The sequence below is a fragment of the Kouleothrix sp. genome, assembly GCF_046328425.1.
Classification (GTDB): Bacteria; Chloroflexota; Chloroflexia; order Chloroflexales; family Roseiflexaceae; genus Kouleothrix.
In genome coordinates this window covers 252,111-266,927 of record NZ_JAXLWP010000006.1, presented here as the reverse complement: position 1 = coordinate 266,927, position 14,817 = coordinate 252,111, and the positions used below count along the sequence as shown (strand labels likewise).

Below are 14,817 nucleotides of genomic sequence, written 5' to 3'. Positions count from 1 at the left end.
TGAAGCCCTCCCGCATACACACTGCCCTAGCTCCAACCTCCTTCAGGAGGTGCCGCGATGCATCCGCATCCAATTCGGGTTGTACACTACGGCCTCGGCGCGATCGGCAGCGCAGTCGCGCAGCTCACCAGCGCCCAGCGCGGGCTTGAGCTTGTCGGCGGGATCGACCGCGACCCGCAGAAAGTCGGGCGCGACCTCGGCGACGTGATTGGGCTCGACCACCAGCTTGGCTTGCAGGTGTCGGACACGCCGGGCGAGCTGCTGCGGCGCGCGCGGCCCGATCTGGTGATCCACGCCACCACCTCGCGGTTCCACGACGCATACCCGCAGCTGCTCGAGTGCATCGTGGCCGGCGCCAACGTCATCTCGACGTGCGAAGAGCTGGTGTACCCCTATGCCAAAGAGCCGGCCGCATCGGCCGAGCTGCATCGCCGCGCGCTCGCGGGCAATGCCACCGTGGTGGGCGCGGGCGTGAACCCAGGCTATGTCATGGATCTGCTGCCGCTGATGCTCACCGCGCCGTGCGTCAACATCAAGCGCATCAGCGTCACGCGCGTGATCGACGCCACCAGCCGCCGCGCGATGGTGCACCAGCGCATCGGCGCAGGGCTGTCGATCGACCAGTTTCGCGAGCACGTCGCGCACGGCGGCGTGCGCCATGTCGGCCTGGCCGAATCGATCGGCCTGATCGCCGACGGGCTGGGCTGGCAGCTGTACCGGCTCACCGAGCAGATCGACCCGATCATCGCGAGCGAGTGGCTCGCCACACCATACGGCACGATCGCGCCGGGCCAGGTGGCCGGCGTGCGCCAGAACGCGCGCGGCTGGATGCACGGGCGCGACGTGATCTCGCTGACATGGGAGCAGGCGGTTGGCTCGCGCAAGACCCACGATGCGATCTATATCGACGCCACGCCGCCGCTCGATATGATCATCCAGGGCGGCCTGCAGGGCGAGCAGGCCACCGCCGCGCTGATCGTGCACGCTATCCCGCAGGTGCTCGCGGCCGCGCCTGGGCTCACCACGGTGCTGTCGCTGCCGCCGCTGCACTACCAACAGCGCCCCGAGCCCCCACTGCTGGCGCGCTCGCGCTGACAGGGCAGAGGCTGCGCGAGCCCCGGTATGCCCGTCAGGGCTGGTGCAACGTCTTTCGACCCCTCCCCTGTCAGGGGAGGGGTAATACCAACTCCGTTTGATTACTTGTGTTTGTAGCCGGCTTTGCCGGGCGCCCCACAAGAAAAAGAAATTTCGGGGCGGCGAAGCCGCCCCCGAACCCCCACCATAATCCAAGCGATCAGCCGGATTTGGTATAAGGGGGGTGAGGGCCAACGTTGCACCAGCCCTGGTATGCCCGGCCATTCGGTTGACATAGGCGAGGGGTTGCGGTAACATACGCCAACGGTATGCGGCACGCTGCGAACTCCCTGTCTCTTTCAACACAGCCTGAGCAAACCCCAGAGGTCGCGGGGTCTATCGGCATCGGCGCAAGCGCACCGCACTCGCCCAAACAGCCGGCTGCGTAACACCGGCGCTGTGGAGAAGGTATGGACGAGCAAGTTGAGCTGTTTTTGCGCAGCCTGTCCGATAAACGCGGGCTCTCGGCGAATACGACAGCCGCCTACCGCACCGATCTCGAGCAGTTCGGCGAATTCGCGCGCGCGCGCCAGATCGCCGAGTGGGCATCGGTGACGCACGACGATATGCTGGCGTTTCTGCTGTTTCTGCGCGAGCGCCGCTACGCCAACTCCACGGTGGCGCGCCGCACGGCGGCGGTAAAATCGTTCTTCGCGTTTCTCAAGGCCGAGGGGCTGGCGCCGGCCGACCCAACCGAGCAGATCGACTCGCCAAAGGTCGATCGCTACCTGCCAAAATCGCTGACGCCAACCCAGGTGGACGAGCTGCTCGAGCTGCCGCTGCGCGACCCGACGCCTGAGCGCCTGCGCGACAAGGCCATGCTCGAGCTGCTGTACGCCACCGGGATGCGCGTGAGCGAGCTGGTGGCGCTGAACCTGCGCGATATGAACCTGGAATCCGAGAGCGTGCGCTGCGTCGGCAAGGGCGGGCGCGAGCGCATCCTGCCGATCAGCGGCTCGGCCACCACCGCCATGGAAGAGTACCTCGACATCGCGCGCACGCAGCTGGCGCGCGGCGCGGCCCAGAAGACCGACGCGCTGTTTCTGAACCATCGCGGCAAGCGGCTGACGCGCCAGGGCTTCTGGCTCATCCTGAAGGGCTACGCCGAGGCGCTGGGCATCGGCGACCTGACGCCTCACACGCTGCGGCACTCATTCGCCGCGCATATGCTCAGCGGCGGCGCCGACATCCGCTCGGTGCAGGCGCTGCTGGGCCACGCCTCGATCTCAACCACCCAGATCTACACCCAGCTCAACAACCACGCCCAGAGTCGCGCCGCCAAGTCGCCCGCGCTCGATCTGCACCACGACAATGGCGCCGTCGTCGAGGACGAAGTGGTGGCCGAGGAGTAGCGCGCGGCTCACCGCCACCCGCCAGCAGCATCGGCGCGGCGCCCGGCCCCGCCGATTTTTTGTGCCGGCCAGGCGGCAAAAAGCGAGAGGGCAAGGATGGCGCCTACGCCATCGCTTACCCTCCCTGGAGCAGAACCTGGCTTGCCAAGAAGCTTACTTCGGCTTCTTCTTTGCCTCTTTCTGCTTGTTCTGCTTGGAAGTATTTTTCGGCGATTTGTCACCCATGCTGATGCTCCTTTCTTTGGCCCATAGCAGCGGTCACTTGCCGAGATTATAACATACCGCGCAAGATCAGCGATGAAGGGCCAGGGCCGTTGACAGGCGCACCAGCTGCTGCTACAATCCGCGCCGCCCCGCGCAGGTGGCCGCGAAGGCCGCCCCGCCAACCATGGCATGCCGGTTGAGCCTTGTAGAAATCGATCGCAATGACGAATATCGCCCAACAGCCGACACTCGCGCGACTGGCCGCGCTGGCCGCAGCGCTGGCACTGGCGGCATGCGCCCCGCCAGCGCCAAGCGAGCCGCGCCCCACCGCCGCCACGATCATCGAGATCACGCCCGCACCAACCCAGAATATCGACGCCACCGCCACCGCCTACGCGGTGCGGCTCATTCCAACGCCCACGCCGGCCGGGCTATACGTAGTGCAGCCCAACGACACGCTGAGCAAGCTTGCCGAAGACTTCGGCACCACCGTCGAAGAGCTGATGGCCGCGAATAATCTGACCGACCCGAACGCCATCCAGGTCGGGCAGACGCTGATCATCCCGTCGCTGATCAGCGGCACGCTCGAGCTGGCCACCGCAGCGCCGCTGCCCGCCGCCACCGGCGTGGCCACGCGCACACCGGGCACGTCGCCGTAGCGCGCACGCGCAAGCTTTTTCGGCAAGAAAGAAACGACACACCTATGCAATCAGCAAACGACGCAGCCCCACGCGCAGCGCTGTGGGACATGGACGGCACCCTGCTCGACTCGGCCGAGTACCACTGGCTGGCCTGGCGCGAGACCATGGCCGGCGAGGGCATGGCGCTGACCTACGAGCGCTTTGTGGCCTCGTTCGGGCAGCGCAACGACACGATCTTGCGCGGCTGGCTTGGCGACGACGTGGCGCCGACCACGATCGCGCGCATCAGCGACGCCAAAGAGGCGCGCTACCGCGAGCTGGTGCGCGAGCGCGGCGTCGCGCTGCTGCCAGGCGTGGCGCACTGGCTCGAGCGGCTGCGCCAGGCTGGCTGGCGCCAGGCAATCGCCTCGGCCGCGCCGCGCCTGAATGTCGAGGCCATCCTGGCCGCGCTGGCGATCGAGCCATTCTTCGACGCGATCACCAGCGCCGAGGACGTGCAGCGCGGCAAGCCCGACCCGCAGGTGTTTCTGCTGGCCGCCGAGCGCGTGGCAGTGCCACCTGCGCGCTGTGTGGTGGTTGAAGACGCGCCGGCCGGCATCGAGGGCGCGTGGCGCGGCGGCATGCGCGCGATCGGCGTGCGAACGTCGCACGCGGGCCTCACGGCCGACCTTGCCGTCGATACGCTGGCCGAGCTGCCCGACGACGCCTTTGACCGCCTGATAGGCGGCTAGCACCAGTGCACTTCAAATAGCACAGAGGCACAAAGACTCATAGAATTAGGACAAACACAGTTGCGTGCTCAGCCTTCGGCAGAGCGGTACGTTCCTTTTGAATGTGTCCAATTTCCGCGCTCCGCTTGGCTGTGTGCGGTTTTTCCGCACTCCGCGCGGAAAAACCGCACACGATGATCACAAAGTACCTTGCTGCCGCAGTCACCATGCGCGGCTTCGGGAAGCCGAACAGCGCAGCTGCGTAAGTCCCAAGAATATGCGGCTGCCGCGCGCCTTCGAGACTTTGTGTCTTGTGGCAAACGCCTATGCTCACCGTATGCTGGCGCGCGCGATCGACGACTACGAGACCAGCGCGGTGGCGCTTGTGGAAGGGCAGCAGGCGTATATCTTCGTGATCGCGCTCGATCAGGCCGAGCGCGTGAGCGAGACGCAGGCGGCCGAGCGGATCAAGCGCTTCGACCAGGGTGGCCAGGCCCAGATGCTATTCCAGCGCCGCACCGAGAACCTGATCAGAGCGCACGTCAAAGACATGGCCGCCGAGCTCGAGCGCGTGATCGAGCGCTACGACGCGCAGCACGTGATCATTGCCGGCAACGACTCGATCAAGGGCGCAATCATGAGCACGCTGCCCGAGCCGATCAAGGCCAAGCTGATCGACTACATCCACCTCGATCCCAACAGCAGCATGAAGGCGATTCTCGCGACGGTCGAGCCTATGCTGCGCGAGACCGAGCGCCGCCAGGAGGCCGAGGCGCTGGCCGAGCTCGAGCGGCAGATGACCGCCAAAGACGGCCTTGGCGCGCTGGGGGTGGCCGACGTAGCGCTGGCGCTAAGCAAGGGCCCGGTCGGCACGCTGCTGATGCTGGGCAGCTTTGCGGGTGTGGGCGGCGAGTGCCCGAGCTGCGGCATGCTGTGGGCCGGCCAGCGCAGCAGCTGCCCCTACGACGGCGCCGAGCTTCAGCCGGTCGATCTGCGCGAGGCCTTTACGGCGCGCGCGCTCCAGCAGAGCGCCACGGTCGAGATCGTCGAGGGCAGCGAGTACCTGGCGGCGCAGGGTGGCGTCGGCGCGCTGCTGCGCTACCGCGACGCCGTCGCCGCCCGCGCGGTGGGCGGGGCGTAGCGGCTCAGCCGAGCAGCGCGCCAACAAACGTACTGGCCACGTTGGCTGTGAAGAAGAACAAGCCCAGGCTGATCAGGCTGATCGCCAGCCAGACCGCCCGCTCGGTAGGCGAAAGGTCGCGGCCGCGATTGGTGACGGCGAGCCCGAGGCCAACAGTCAGCGGCAGCAGCAGTGCCAGCATCGCCACCGCGCTCCAGCCGCCCAGCCGCACGCGTGGAAAATCGCCGCCGTCGGCGCCGCCGAGGTCCTGCGCGTCGTTGTGCACAAGCCCGCCGATCAGCGCCGGCGCGGGCTGGCCGAGCCGTGGCAGCACCACAAAGGCAAGGTAGGCGCTGGTAATAAGAATGACCAGGAGGCTGCCGATCAGCAGCCAGAAACGTGCCTGCAGCCAGTTTGTCATGGCGGCCTCCGTTGGCGATACAGTTTATGCTCAGTATACCAACGGAGGCACCAGTTGAGCTTTACAGTTCGTTTATCTACGGCGTGAGCACCAGCCGCGCCGCAGTCGCGCCGTCGACGCTGGCCTTGGCGTAGCGCATGGGCATGTATTCCACCCGCACCCAGCGCTCGATCAGGTTGGCGTAATCGCCGCTCAGCACCTGCCCCGACTGGCCAACCGTATGCATGAAGCGCGAGGAGTCGAGGTTGCTCAGGTCGATAATCTCGCGATACGACGGCACGTGGTACTGGTTGTACATGTCCGAGGTGCTCGGCGGCGCAACGTCGACGGTGAAGCCGTCGCCGCCATTCGGCACGCTGCGGCTGAAGATCGGCCGGAGCGCGCCCACGCCGTCGAGCACATTATGCGGGAACATCGCGTGGTGAACGCGATCCCAGCGCCACGACTTGATGTCGTCGCTGCCCTGTGCCTTGCTCATATCGGCCAGGCCATCCACAAGCGCCGCGCCCAGCTCGGTGGCGCAATCTTCCACCGCCGGAGTGCGCGTGTCGTCGCACCAGGGGCTGGCGTTATTCGGCAGCGTGGTGTCGAGCAGCATGGCGATGTAGTTGCGCTCGTCGGCGTACTGATTCCACAGCTGGTCGCCCAGGTCGTCCTTCAGCAGGTGCGGCGCGATCTGCGCATACCAGGCCTGGTACACCGCAGCCTGCGCGCTGTCGCCCTTCATGGTGGCGTCCCAGCCCTTGAGCATCTCGATCGCGGCTTTGGCGCGCGCGTCTTCGGTTTTGGCCGCCAACATCAGCGGCAGCAGCCGGCGCGCCAGGGTCGACTGCTGGTCGGCCTGCATGGCGGCGATGTCGTCGGGCGAGAGCTTGGGCTTGCTCTCGATCAGCTCGACGATCCGCTCGGCGCGGTAGGGCGCGGCCCAGTCGGTGCTGACGAGGTGCGGGTAGCTGTTGGGCACGGCCTGGTTGTTGGCGGTGGCGATATAGCCCTGCGGTGGGTTGAATGCGTGAGGCAGCTCGTCGAACGGCACGTAGCCGGTCCACTCGTTCGCCCCGGTCCAGCCCTCGGTTGGGCGGGTGCCGTCGCCGGCGGCGCGGATGGGCAGCCTGCCGGGAGCGTAGTAGCCGATATTGCCGTCGACGTCGGCAAACACGAAATTCTGCATGGGCGCCGAGTAGTCGCGCAGCGTCGCGGTGAAATCGGCCCAGCTCTGGGCGCGGTTAATGCCCAGAAACGCGGCAATAGTGTGATCCTCGGGGTCGAGCGCGGTCCAGCGGAACGCCAGCGGCTCATTCACGCCCTGGAGCACGTCGGAGATCAGCGGGCCGTGGCGGGTAACGCGCACGTTCAGCGTCACGTCGGGCTGGCCCTTGACCTTGATCACCTCGGGGATGATCTGCAGCGGCTCCCACGCGCCCTTGAATTCAACCTGGTTCTGCTGGTTAATATGCTCGGCGAACAGGTCTTGCACATCCGGGCCGGTGTTGGTGACGCCCCAGGCGATGCGCTGGTTGTGGCCGATCACAATGCCCGGCACGCCCGGCAGCGTCGCGCCGATCGCGTCGATCGCGCCGCCGGTGATATGCGCCAGGTACCAGATCGAGGGGATGCGCGCGCCGAGGTGCGGGTCGTTGGCCAGCAGCGGCTTGCCGGTGGTGGTGCGCGCGCCGCCGATCACCCAGTTGTTGCTGCCGATGGCCGTGCCGCCCAGGCCAAAGTCGTCCTTCAGCACCTGGTTGATCGCGAGCAGGCGGCTGGCCGCCGAGGAATACGAGCCAGCGGGCGCGGGCGCGCGCTGTGCGCTGCGCGGTTCGTGATTTGTGGCCCCGCTGGTGCTGTTGCCTTCGGGCAAGATGATCGGGCGGCCATCGATATACGCCGGCATCAGCTCGTTAGCCTTTGCCGCGCCGAGCTTGTCGGTCAGGCTGCTGCGTAGCAGTTCGCCGCCCCAGTTGCCGCCCAGGTCCCAGGCCATCATCTTGCCCCACACCAGCACATCCTGCGGGCGCCATGGCTCGGGGGTGATGCCGAGGATGGTGAACTCGACCGGCAGCTGGCGGCCGCTGTGGCTGGCGATAAAGGCGTTGACGCCGGCGACATACGCTTCGATCGGCGCGCGCGACGCGGCGGGCAGCGTGTCCCAGGCGCTAGCGGCGGCGCGCGCGGTGCCAAGCGTGCGCAAGAACTTGTCGGTGTCGAGCTGCGACGGCCCGGCGAACTCCGAGATCCGGCCGTTGCCGACGCGGCGCTGGAATTCCATCTGCCAGAGCCGATCCTGGGCGTGGGCATACCCCAGGCCGAACAGCGCGTCGGCCTCGTTGGCGGCGCGGATGTGCGGCACTGCGTCGGTATCGCGGATGATCTCGACCGGCGCGCTCAGGCCGGGCACCTTGAGGCTGCCGGTGGTCTGCGGCAGCGCGCCCCGCAGCCATACATACCCGCCGCCGCCCACCAGCAGCAGCGCCAGCACCAGCACGATCAGCGCCCAGCGCAGGATCCGCAGCAGCAACTTCATCGTCGCCTCCTCGTGTATGCTTTCTTTTCTCGCGCGCATTAGCACGCTGTCAACAGAGCCCGTTTGCAAGGGGGTGCGCGAGCGGCTATGCCCCTCGCACTTCCCTTCTGGGGGGGGCGGCCACATTCGTGGCCGCCACCCCCAGAAAGAGTGAGAACTGGAGGAACGAAGTCCTTCCAAACCACCCTTTTCAGACAGCTTCTAACACAATTAGAACTTACGCAGTTGGCGTGCTCAGCCTTCGGCAGAGCGGTACTTTCCTTTTGGACGTGTGCGTTTTCCGCGCGGAGCGCGGAAAACGCACACAGAAGATGAACAGGTACCATGCTGCCGCAGGCTCAATCTCGTACCGTGAGGAAGCCGAAGCACGCAAGTGCGTAACTCCTAACAATAATGAGCTATATTCGGCCCAAGATCTCCTTGAGCGTCAGGTACAGCGGGCTCTCGCGCAGCTGGGCCTCGCTCGCGGTGCCACGATACACCAGCGTGGCGAGGTCGCGGTTCAGGCGGGCCATATGCACGCGGCCCTGCACGGCATCGCGGAAGGCGGTATGCTTCAGCAGCAGCGCAGCCTCGTTCTGCGGCTTGAGCTTGCCGCTGTAGAGCGCGTAGGGCGCGCGCACCGGCAGGTTCAGGCTATCGCAGCGCGCCAGCAGCTCGCGGTCGCGCTCGGCACGGTAGGTGGCGTCGGGCAGCGGCTGGGTGCCATACAGATCGCGGTAGTAGCTCGGCGGGTAGGTGCCGATGCGCGCGATCATGTCGTTGATGCGCGCGCGGTGGCGCTCGCTGGGAATATTCAGGTAGTCCCACACCACAAAATCGGCGCCGGCCTCGACGACCGCGTGCAGCGTGGTGCTGAGCATGTAGTCGGTGTCGGTGACATACGGGATCACCGGCAGGTAGGCCACGCCCACAGGGATGCCGGCGCGCTTCAGCTCGCTGATGGCGTCGAGGCGCAGCGCCGGAGCCGAGGCTTTGTCTTCGAGCTTGCCCGACAGGTACGGGTCGATCGTCAGCAGCGTGAACATAACGATCGCCAGGCTCTGGCGGTTGATCTGCTCGAGCACCACCAGATCTTCAAGCACGGTATGGCTTTTGGTAAGAATCAGGCACGGCTGCCCGCGCTCGGCCAGGCGCTGCAGGAACTGGCGCGTCAGGCGGTAGGTCGCCTCGGCCGGCTGGTACGGGTCGGTCAGCGCGGTGATGCCGACAAGGTCGCCGCGATCGAGCGCGTCGAGCTCCTGGTCGGCCAACAGCGGCAGGTCGGTGGCGATGCGCACCGTCTCGTTGAACGGGCGCATGCGGTAGGCCCAGCCGTCGCAGTATGGGCAGCCAAACTCGCAGCCGTCGTAGATCGCCATGCTGTACGACGAGAGGAAATATTCGTTGATCGTTGGGCGGCGCTCGCCGAGCACCAGGCCGTCGATCTGATCTTCAAGGTAGTAGGCCATGGCTCACCTGCGCTAGCGCCAGCCAAGAACTTCGAGCAGCTCGTCGTGGATCAGGCCATTCGACGCCACGGCGCGCGGGCTCCAGGGGTGCCAGGGCGCGGCCGCGCTATCGGTGATCCGGCCGCCGGCCTCGAGCAGCAGCAGCGCGGCCGCGCCGGTATCCCAGGGTTTCAGGCCAATCTCCCAGTGCGCTTCGAGCCGTCCCATGGCCACGTAGGCAATGTCGAGCGCGGCCGAGCCGCAGCGGCGCACGCCCTGGCAGCGCGCCTGCACGCGGCTGAACTCGCGCAGGTTGTTGTCGTCGCGCGAGCCAAAATCATAGGGGAAGCCAGTCGAGAGCAGCGCGCTCGCGAGCGTGCCGATGCGCGACACACGCAGCGGCTGGGCGTTGCAGAAGGCACCCGCGCCGGCCTGCGCGGTGAACAGCTCGTCGCGGGTTGGATCGAACACCACGCCAACCTGCGGCCGGCCGGCGTCCCACAGCGCCAGCGACACCGAGAAAAACGGGAAGCCGTGGGCGTAGTTGTTGGTGCCGTCGATCGGGTCGATCAGCCAGGTGGGCCGGCCATCGCCAAACGCGCCGCCACTCTCTTCGGCCAGAATCGCGTGGTCGGGGAAGCGCGCGCGGATCGCCTCGACGATCAGCTCTTCGCTGGCGCGGTCCATGTCGGTCACCAGCTCGTAGGGGCTTTTCAGGTCGATCTGGCGCTGACGGCTTAGGCCATCGAGCAGCAGCTGGCCAGCCTGGCGCGCCAGGTCTATCGCAAACGCTAGCATATGCTTGTGTGGGAACCTCCGCGCGGCTGGCGCCGTCTCCATGCAGGGCGCTGCTCACGTGAGTATAACAAAGGTTCAATTCCGCAGATTGCGTGCGGGCGCGGTATAGCGCGCCCCTGTGTGAAGCACAGCCGACCAAGGTGCTATATACGATGCACGTACCATTTCGCTGCACATCCGGCCCGAGGGCCTATTGTAACAGGGAGTTTCTGATGCGTAAAATCGCGATCGTGCTGCTCGCGGCGCTTGCGTTGGCGGCCTGTGGCGTGGCCGAGCCAGGCGGCGCCAGCGCACCCACGGCGCAGCCGGCCACCGTCACACCGGCAGGCCAGCCAACCAGCCAGCCTGCGCCCACGCCAGCGCCAACCACCGAGCCGGCAGCCTCCGCCACGCCAGCGCCCTCGCCGGTGGCGCGGCCGCCGGGCGCGGGCGGCACGTCGGTGCGCCCGCCCGACGAGCTCGTGCAGGCGGCGCAGCTGCGCCTGGCGGCCTACCTGAAGCGGCCGCCCGCGCAGATCGAGCTGCAAAGCGCCAACCGCGAAGAGTGGCCCGACGGCGCGCTTGGCTGCCCGGCTGACGGCATGGCCTACCCGCAAGTCGTCACGCCCGGCTTCCGGCTGGTGTTCACCAGCGACAACCAGGCCCAGAGCTACGAGGTACACACCGGCATGGGCACGAGCCAGCTGATCCTGTGCGCCGACGGCCAGCCGGCCGACCTCGGCGCGGGCGCCAGCGTCGAGCGGCATAGAGGCGACAGCCCGGCGCCGCTCGACGACGCTGGGCGCGCTATAGCCGACCTGGCGCGCGCGGCGCTGGCCCGCGAGCTGCAGATCGCCGAAAGCGATGTTCAGATGGTGGCGGCCGAGCCGGTCGAGTGGAACGACAGCAGCCTGGGCTGCCCCAGCCCAGGCCAGGCTGCGCTGCAGGTGATCACGCCGGGCTACCGGCTGGTGCTCAGCGCGCAGGGGCGCACCTACGAGTACCACACCGACCAGGGCAAGCGCCTGGTGCGCTGCGAAGCGAAGCGAGCGCCCTAGCTGCCCGCCCCGCCCGGCCGCTTGCGGAACAGCTCAAGCCATTCTTCGATCTCGGCCTCGCTCAGGCGCGCCTCGGGCTTCTCGGGCGCGCCGGGCGCATTGGCCGCCGGCCCGGCGCGCAGCTGGCGGGCAAACGCGCGCGCGTCGATCACGCGCACGCCGCACTCCTCGGCCACGCGCGCGATCGCCCGGTCGGAGCTGACGAGCGCCCAATCGCGCGGCCGCTTGAGCGCGCGCATCCGCTTGATTAGCTCGGCGTCGGCGTCGTGCGGCGAGCGCGCAAAGAAGCAGGTGATGCCGTAGCCGTTGAGCTGCTGCGGATGCCCGTACACCCCGCGGTCGAACACCACCACCACCTGGCGCCCGCGCTTGGCCGTGCTATAGCGCCGCAGCAGCAGCACCAGCTGCGCCTCGTCGTCGGCGTCGGCCAGGCTAATGCCCGGCACCTGCCCAATTAGATTGTGCCCATCGATCAGCAGCGGCATTGGCAAACCCTGGCTGGCGGCGCGCTTAAGTAGTCTGTCAACGAAGTTTCCTTGTATTTCATTGTCATGGTGAGCGAAGCTTCACTCGCTCGATGATTCGGCGTCGTGGGAGCGGAGCTTCGTTCAGCATGACACTGTGTTTCGTTGGTGCCGCCACTACGAAAGAACTTTGTTGACAGAGCATTAAGCGTCTTGGAAAGCCCGCATCATCGCGCTGAGTTGGGGGCGGAGGCGGCGGTGCCGCCCCCCGCAGTTGCTTTTTCGCGCTCTGGCAGCCCGGCGGCGCTGCCAGAGCGCGAAAAACGGGTGCCTTTGCAGGTTATGCGAGCTTCCAAGCCTCCCGTCGGACGATCAGCAACTGCCGAGTCTAAAGAAAAAAATCACAGGTTTGTATTATACATCAGCATCGCTTGTAAAGCTTGTAAGGCTTGCCGCCGGCCCCTTGACAAACGCACGACCAGAGCGTAGAATCAATTTAGTCACTTAACCGAATAATCTAAATAAACGCATAATCTGCAAAAAGGCAAGGCAATGCCGGCAACGCTTACCAGCGACGACGTTCTGACGCGCAGCACCCCAGCCGAGCTGACAGTGGCGGTGGAGCCGGCGGTAAACATGTTGAGCACGCTGATGCTGATCGACAAGGTTGGCAGCTACTCCGGGCTGGGCGATTGGGTCAACCGGGCGGCCGCGCGGCTGACGCCCGATCAGCTGCACCGCAACCGGCTGGTGCTCGAAGGGCTGTACTTCGCAGTGCAACCCGAGCGGCGCTGGCCCAGCTTCGAGGCCTACCTGGCCGACCTCGAAAGCAGCCGGCCGGCCGATCTGCGCGACCGGCTGCTGGGGCAGATTGTGCGGCCGCACGTTCCCACCAACCCCACGCGCGCGCAGCTGGCGCAGCCGGCCGGGCTGCTGGCCGATGTCGACGCATACCTGGCGTTTCTGCGAACATACTTTTGCGACATCGACGAGGCGATCGAGCGCGCGGCCCACGCGCTGCTGAACGACCCGCCGGCCATGCAGCGGCTGATCGTTGGGCACCTGCGCGAGCTGTGGCAGGGCGGCCTCGCCGCCGAGTGGGAGCACGTCGCGCCAATGCTGAGCGAGTCGGCCAGCGCGTTTCAGCGCATCGGCCTGGCGGGCAAAAGCGGCATTGAGGCCATGCGCCTGATCACCGGCCAGGAGCCCGACGAAAAGTGGGAGCGGCTGATAGCCGAGGCGCGCCAGATCATCTTTGTGCCGTCGGCGCATATCGGCCCATACCTGCGCAAGTCGCTCAGCGGGCAAACGCTGTGGGTGGTGTTTGGCGCGCGCCTGCCCGACGGCGCGCCCACCGCCGCGTCGGCGCTCAGCCGCTCGGATCTGCTCGTGCGGCTGGGGGCGCTCACCGACGACACGCGCCTGCGCATTCTGGCGCTGCTCAGCCAGCACGGCGAGCTGTGCGCGCAGGACATCATGACCCTGCTCGACCTGACGCAATCCGCCACGTCGCGGCACCTGCGCCAGCTCAGCGCCACCGGCTACATCACCGAGCGGCGGCGCGAGATCGCCAAGTGCTACGCGCTTAACCGCGAGCGCATCGGCGACACGTTTGGCGCGCTCGAGCGCTTTCTGGCGCAGCCAGGCGGCTGACGCCGATTTCCAAGCCTTGCAGGGCATCTCCATGCTTGCCAATCCGTATGGCCCCCCGCCCGGCGCGCCGGCTTCGGCCGCGCCGCGTGGAGGCGTGTGTTTGCAACCCTAGGCGAAAGGAGCAAGACCATGACAACAGCCACGCAGTCCGACATTTTCGCGCTGCTCGGCCCGGCGGTGCGGGCGCTTGCGACGCGCTACGACGCAGCCATGCAGGCCGCGAACGAGCAGGCAGGCATTGCGCCGGCCGATCTTAACCTGTTGCTTTTGGCACGAGGCGCCGAGCCCGAGGCGCTCACGCGCAGCCTGCTTCAGCGCCAGATGCCATACCTCGGGCGCGCCGGGCTGGCCGAATTGCTGGCCGGCGCGGCCGAGCGTGGGCTGCTGGCCGAAGAGCCGTCCGGCTCGTACTGGCTTACTGAGCGCGGCCGCGCCAGCCTCGAGAACACCTTCGGCGCGGTACACGCCGCGCTGGCCGGCTACCAACCGCTGCCCGAGGCCCGGCTCGGCCGCGCCGCCGATCTGCTGCAGCGCGTGGTGGAAGCTATGCTAGCCACGCCTGAGCCGGCCGGCAAGTTCCACCTGCTGAGCAGCCGGCTCACCGACCCCGGCGCCGGCGCGTCGGCGGCGGCGCGGCTCGACCAGTACGCCACCGACCTGCTGCACTTTCGCGACGACGCGCACCAGGCCGCCTGGCAGCCGCTCACGGTCGACGGCCCGGCTTGGGAGATCCTGACGCTTATCTGGCGCGGCGAGGCCAACACGCTCGCGGCGCTTCAGCAGCGCCTCGAGCGCCGCCGGCACGACCCCGCCGTGATCGAGCAAGCGCTGGCCGATCTGCGCGAGCGCGGCTGGATTGTGCCCTCCGGCGAAGCATTCGACCCAAGCCTGGCCGGGCGCGAGAGGCGCGAGCAAGCCGAAGAAACCACCGATCGCCTGTTCTACACGCCATGGAATGTATTGAGCACAACCGAGATCGACGAACTGCACGAGCTGCTGGGCCAGCTGCGCGACAGCGCGCCGCAGGCCGAGGGCAGCTGAAAGGACACACCCATGCCTGATTGGATCGACGAGCAGATAGCCTACGCGCGCCGCGACGATCTGCAGCGCTACGAGCGGCAGCTGGCGCTCGGCCGGAGCGTCGCCACGGCGCGCGGGCGCCGGCCGCGCTTTTACGGGCCGCTGCTGGCGCGGCTTGGCCGGCACCTGGCCGCCTGGGGCGCCGGCCTCGAGGCGCGCTACAGCCCACCGGCCGAGCCGCCTATCGCGATCGACCCGTGCGGCGGCGCCGCCTAGCCTGCCGTACCCGTTTTGTATGCGCTGCGCCGCGCA

At 67.3% G+C, this 14,817-nt stretch carries 14 protein-coding genes; 9 read left to right on the top strand and 5 right to left on the bottom strand.

The features are described from left to right. Window positions 1-57: 57 nt before the first annotated feature. The 5 genes from U0177_RS07270 to U0177_RS07250 all read left to right on the top strand — a co-directional run bounded on the left by U0177_RS07270 (window position 58) and on the right by U0177_RS07250 (window position 5,182). Window positions 58-1,095, top strand: a complete 1,038-nt coding sequence (locus tag U0177_RS07270) for a dihydrodipicolinate reductase (protein ID WP_409569930.1) — start codon at window positions 58-60, stop codon at window positions 1,093-1,095. 449 nt (window positions 1,096-1,544) lie between these two features. Beyond that, complete coding sequence (xerD, locus tag U0177_RS07265) at window positions 1,545-2,486, top strand: site-specific tyrosine recombinase XerD (RefSeq protein ID WP_409569929.1); 942 nt, start codon at window positions 1,545-1,547, stop codon at window positions 2,484-2,486. A gap of 425 nt (window positions 2,487-2,911) precedes the next feature. Next, window positions 2,912-3,349, top strand: coding sequence for a LysM peptidoglycan-binding domain-containing protein (locus U0177_RS07260; RefSeq protein WP_409569928.1), 438 nt, complete (start codon window positions 2,912-2,914; stop codon window positions 3,347-3,349). Window positions 3,350-3,393: 44 nt separating this feature from the next. After that, window positions 3,394-4,062 (top strand): HAD family hydrolase, encoded by a 669-nt coding sequence (locus U0177_RS07255; protein WP_409569927.1) that lies wholly within the window; start codon window positions 3,394-3,396, stop codon window positions 4,060-4,062. 292 nt (window positions 4,063-4,354) lie between these two features. Then, complete coding sequence (locus U0177_RS07250; RefSeq protein ID WP_409569926.1) at window positions 4,355-5,182, top strand: Vms1/Ankzf1 family peptidyl-tRNA hydrolase; 828 nt, start codon at window positions 4,355-4,357, stop codon at window positions 5,180-5,182. Window positions 5,183-5,186: 4 nt separating this feature from the next. Here the strand turns inward: U0177_RS07250 and U0177_RS07245 are convergent, their stop codons facing one another. From U0177_RS07245 to U0177_RS07230, 4 genes are all read right to left on the bottom strand, one after another. Beyond that, window positions 5,187-5,582 carry a hypothetical protein gene (locus U0177_RS07245; RefSeq protein ID WP_409569925.1) on the bottom strand — a complete coding sequence of 132 codons (396 nt, stop codon included), beginning with the start codon at window positions 5,580-5,582 and terminating at the stop codon, window positions 5,187-5,189. Window positions 5,583-5,658: 76 nt separating this feature from the next. Next, window positions 5,659-8,103, bottom strand: a complete 2,445-nt coding sequence (locus U0177_RS07240) for a penicillin acylase family protein (protein ID WP_409569924.1) — start codon at window positions 8,101-8,103, stop codon at window positions 5,659-5,661. Between the two features lie 398 nt (window positions 8,104-8,501). Continuing rightward, on the bottom strand, window positions 8,502-9,554 hold the full coding sequence (locus U0177_RS07235) for a radical SAM protein (protein ID WP_409569923.1): 1,053 nt from the start codon (window positions 9,552-9,554) through the stop codon (window positions 8,502-8,504). Window positions 9,555-9,566: 12 nt separating this feature from the next. Continuing rightward, window positions 9,567-10,331 carry an inositol monophosphatase family protein gene (locus U0177_RS07230; RefSeq protein WP_409569922.1) on the bottom strand — a complete coding sequence of 255 codons (765 nt, stop codon included), beginning with the start codon at window positions 10,329-10,331 and terminating at the stop codon, window positions 9,567-9,569. A 212-nt stretch (window positions 10,332-10,543) separates the two neighbouring features. On the opposite strand from U0177_RS07230, the gene U0177_RS07225 reads away from it, so the two are divergent. Then, complete coding sequence (locus tag U0177_RS07225) at window positions 10,544-11,368, top strand: hypothetical protein (RefSeq protein WP_409569921.1); 825 nt, start codon at window positions 10,544-10,546, stop codon at window positions 11,366-11,368. Here U0177_RS07225 and U0177_RS07220 read toward each other — a convergent pair. After that, window positions 11,365-11,853, bottom strand: coding sequence for an NYN domain-containing protein (locus U0177_RS07220; RefSeq protein WP_409569920.1), 489 nt, complete (start codon window positions 11,851-11,853; stop codon window positions 11,365-11,367). The two genes, U0177_RS07225 and U0177_RS07220, sit on opposite strands and share 4 nt — an antisense overlap. A gap of 531 nt (window positions 11,854-12,384) precedes the next feature. Here U0177_RS07220 and U0177_RS07215 point away from each other — a divergent pair. The 3 genes from U0177_RS07215 (at window position 12,385) to U0177_RS07205 (ending at window position 14,781) form a co-directional block, all read left to right on the top strand. Continuing rightward, on the top strand, window positions 12,385-13,485 hold the full coding sequence (locus U0177_RS07215; RefSeq protein WP_409569919.1) for an ArsR/SmtB family transcription factor: 1,101 nt from the start codon (window positions 12,385-12,387) through the stop codon (window positions 13,483-13,485). A gap of 129 nt (window positions 13,486-13,614) precedes the next feature. Then, entirely contained in the window at window positions 13,615-14,526 is a 912-nt protein-coding gene (locus tag U0177_RS07210; RefSeq protein WP_409569918.1) for a helix-turn-helix domain-containing protein, read from the top strand. A 12-nt stretch (window positions 14,527-14,538) separates the two neighbouring features. Then, window positions 14,539-14,781 carry a hypothetical protein gene (locus U0177_RS07205; protein ID WP_409569917.1) on the top strand — a complete coding sequence of 81 codons (243 nt, stop codon included), beginning with the start codon at window positions 14,539-14,541 and terminating at the stop codon, window positions 14,779-14,781. The last annotated feature ends 36 nt before the right edge of the window (window positions 14,782-14,817 follow it).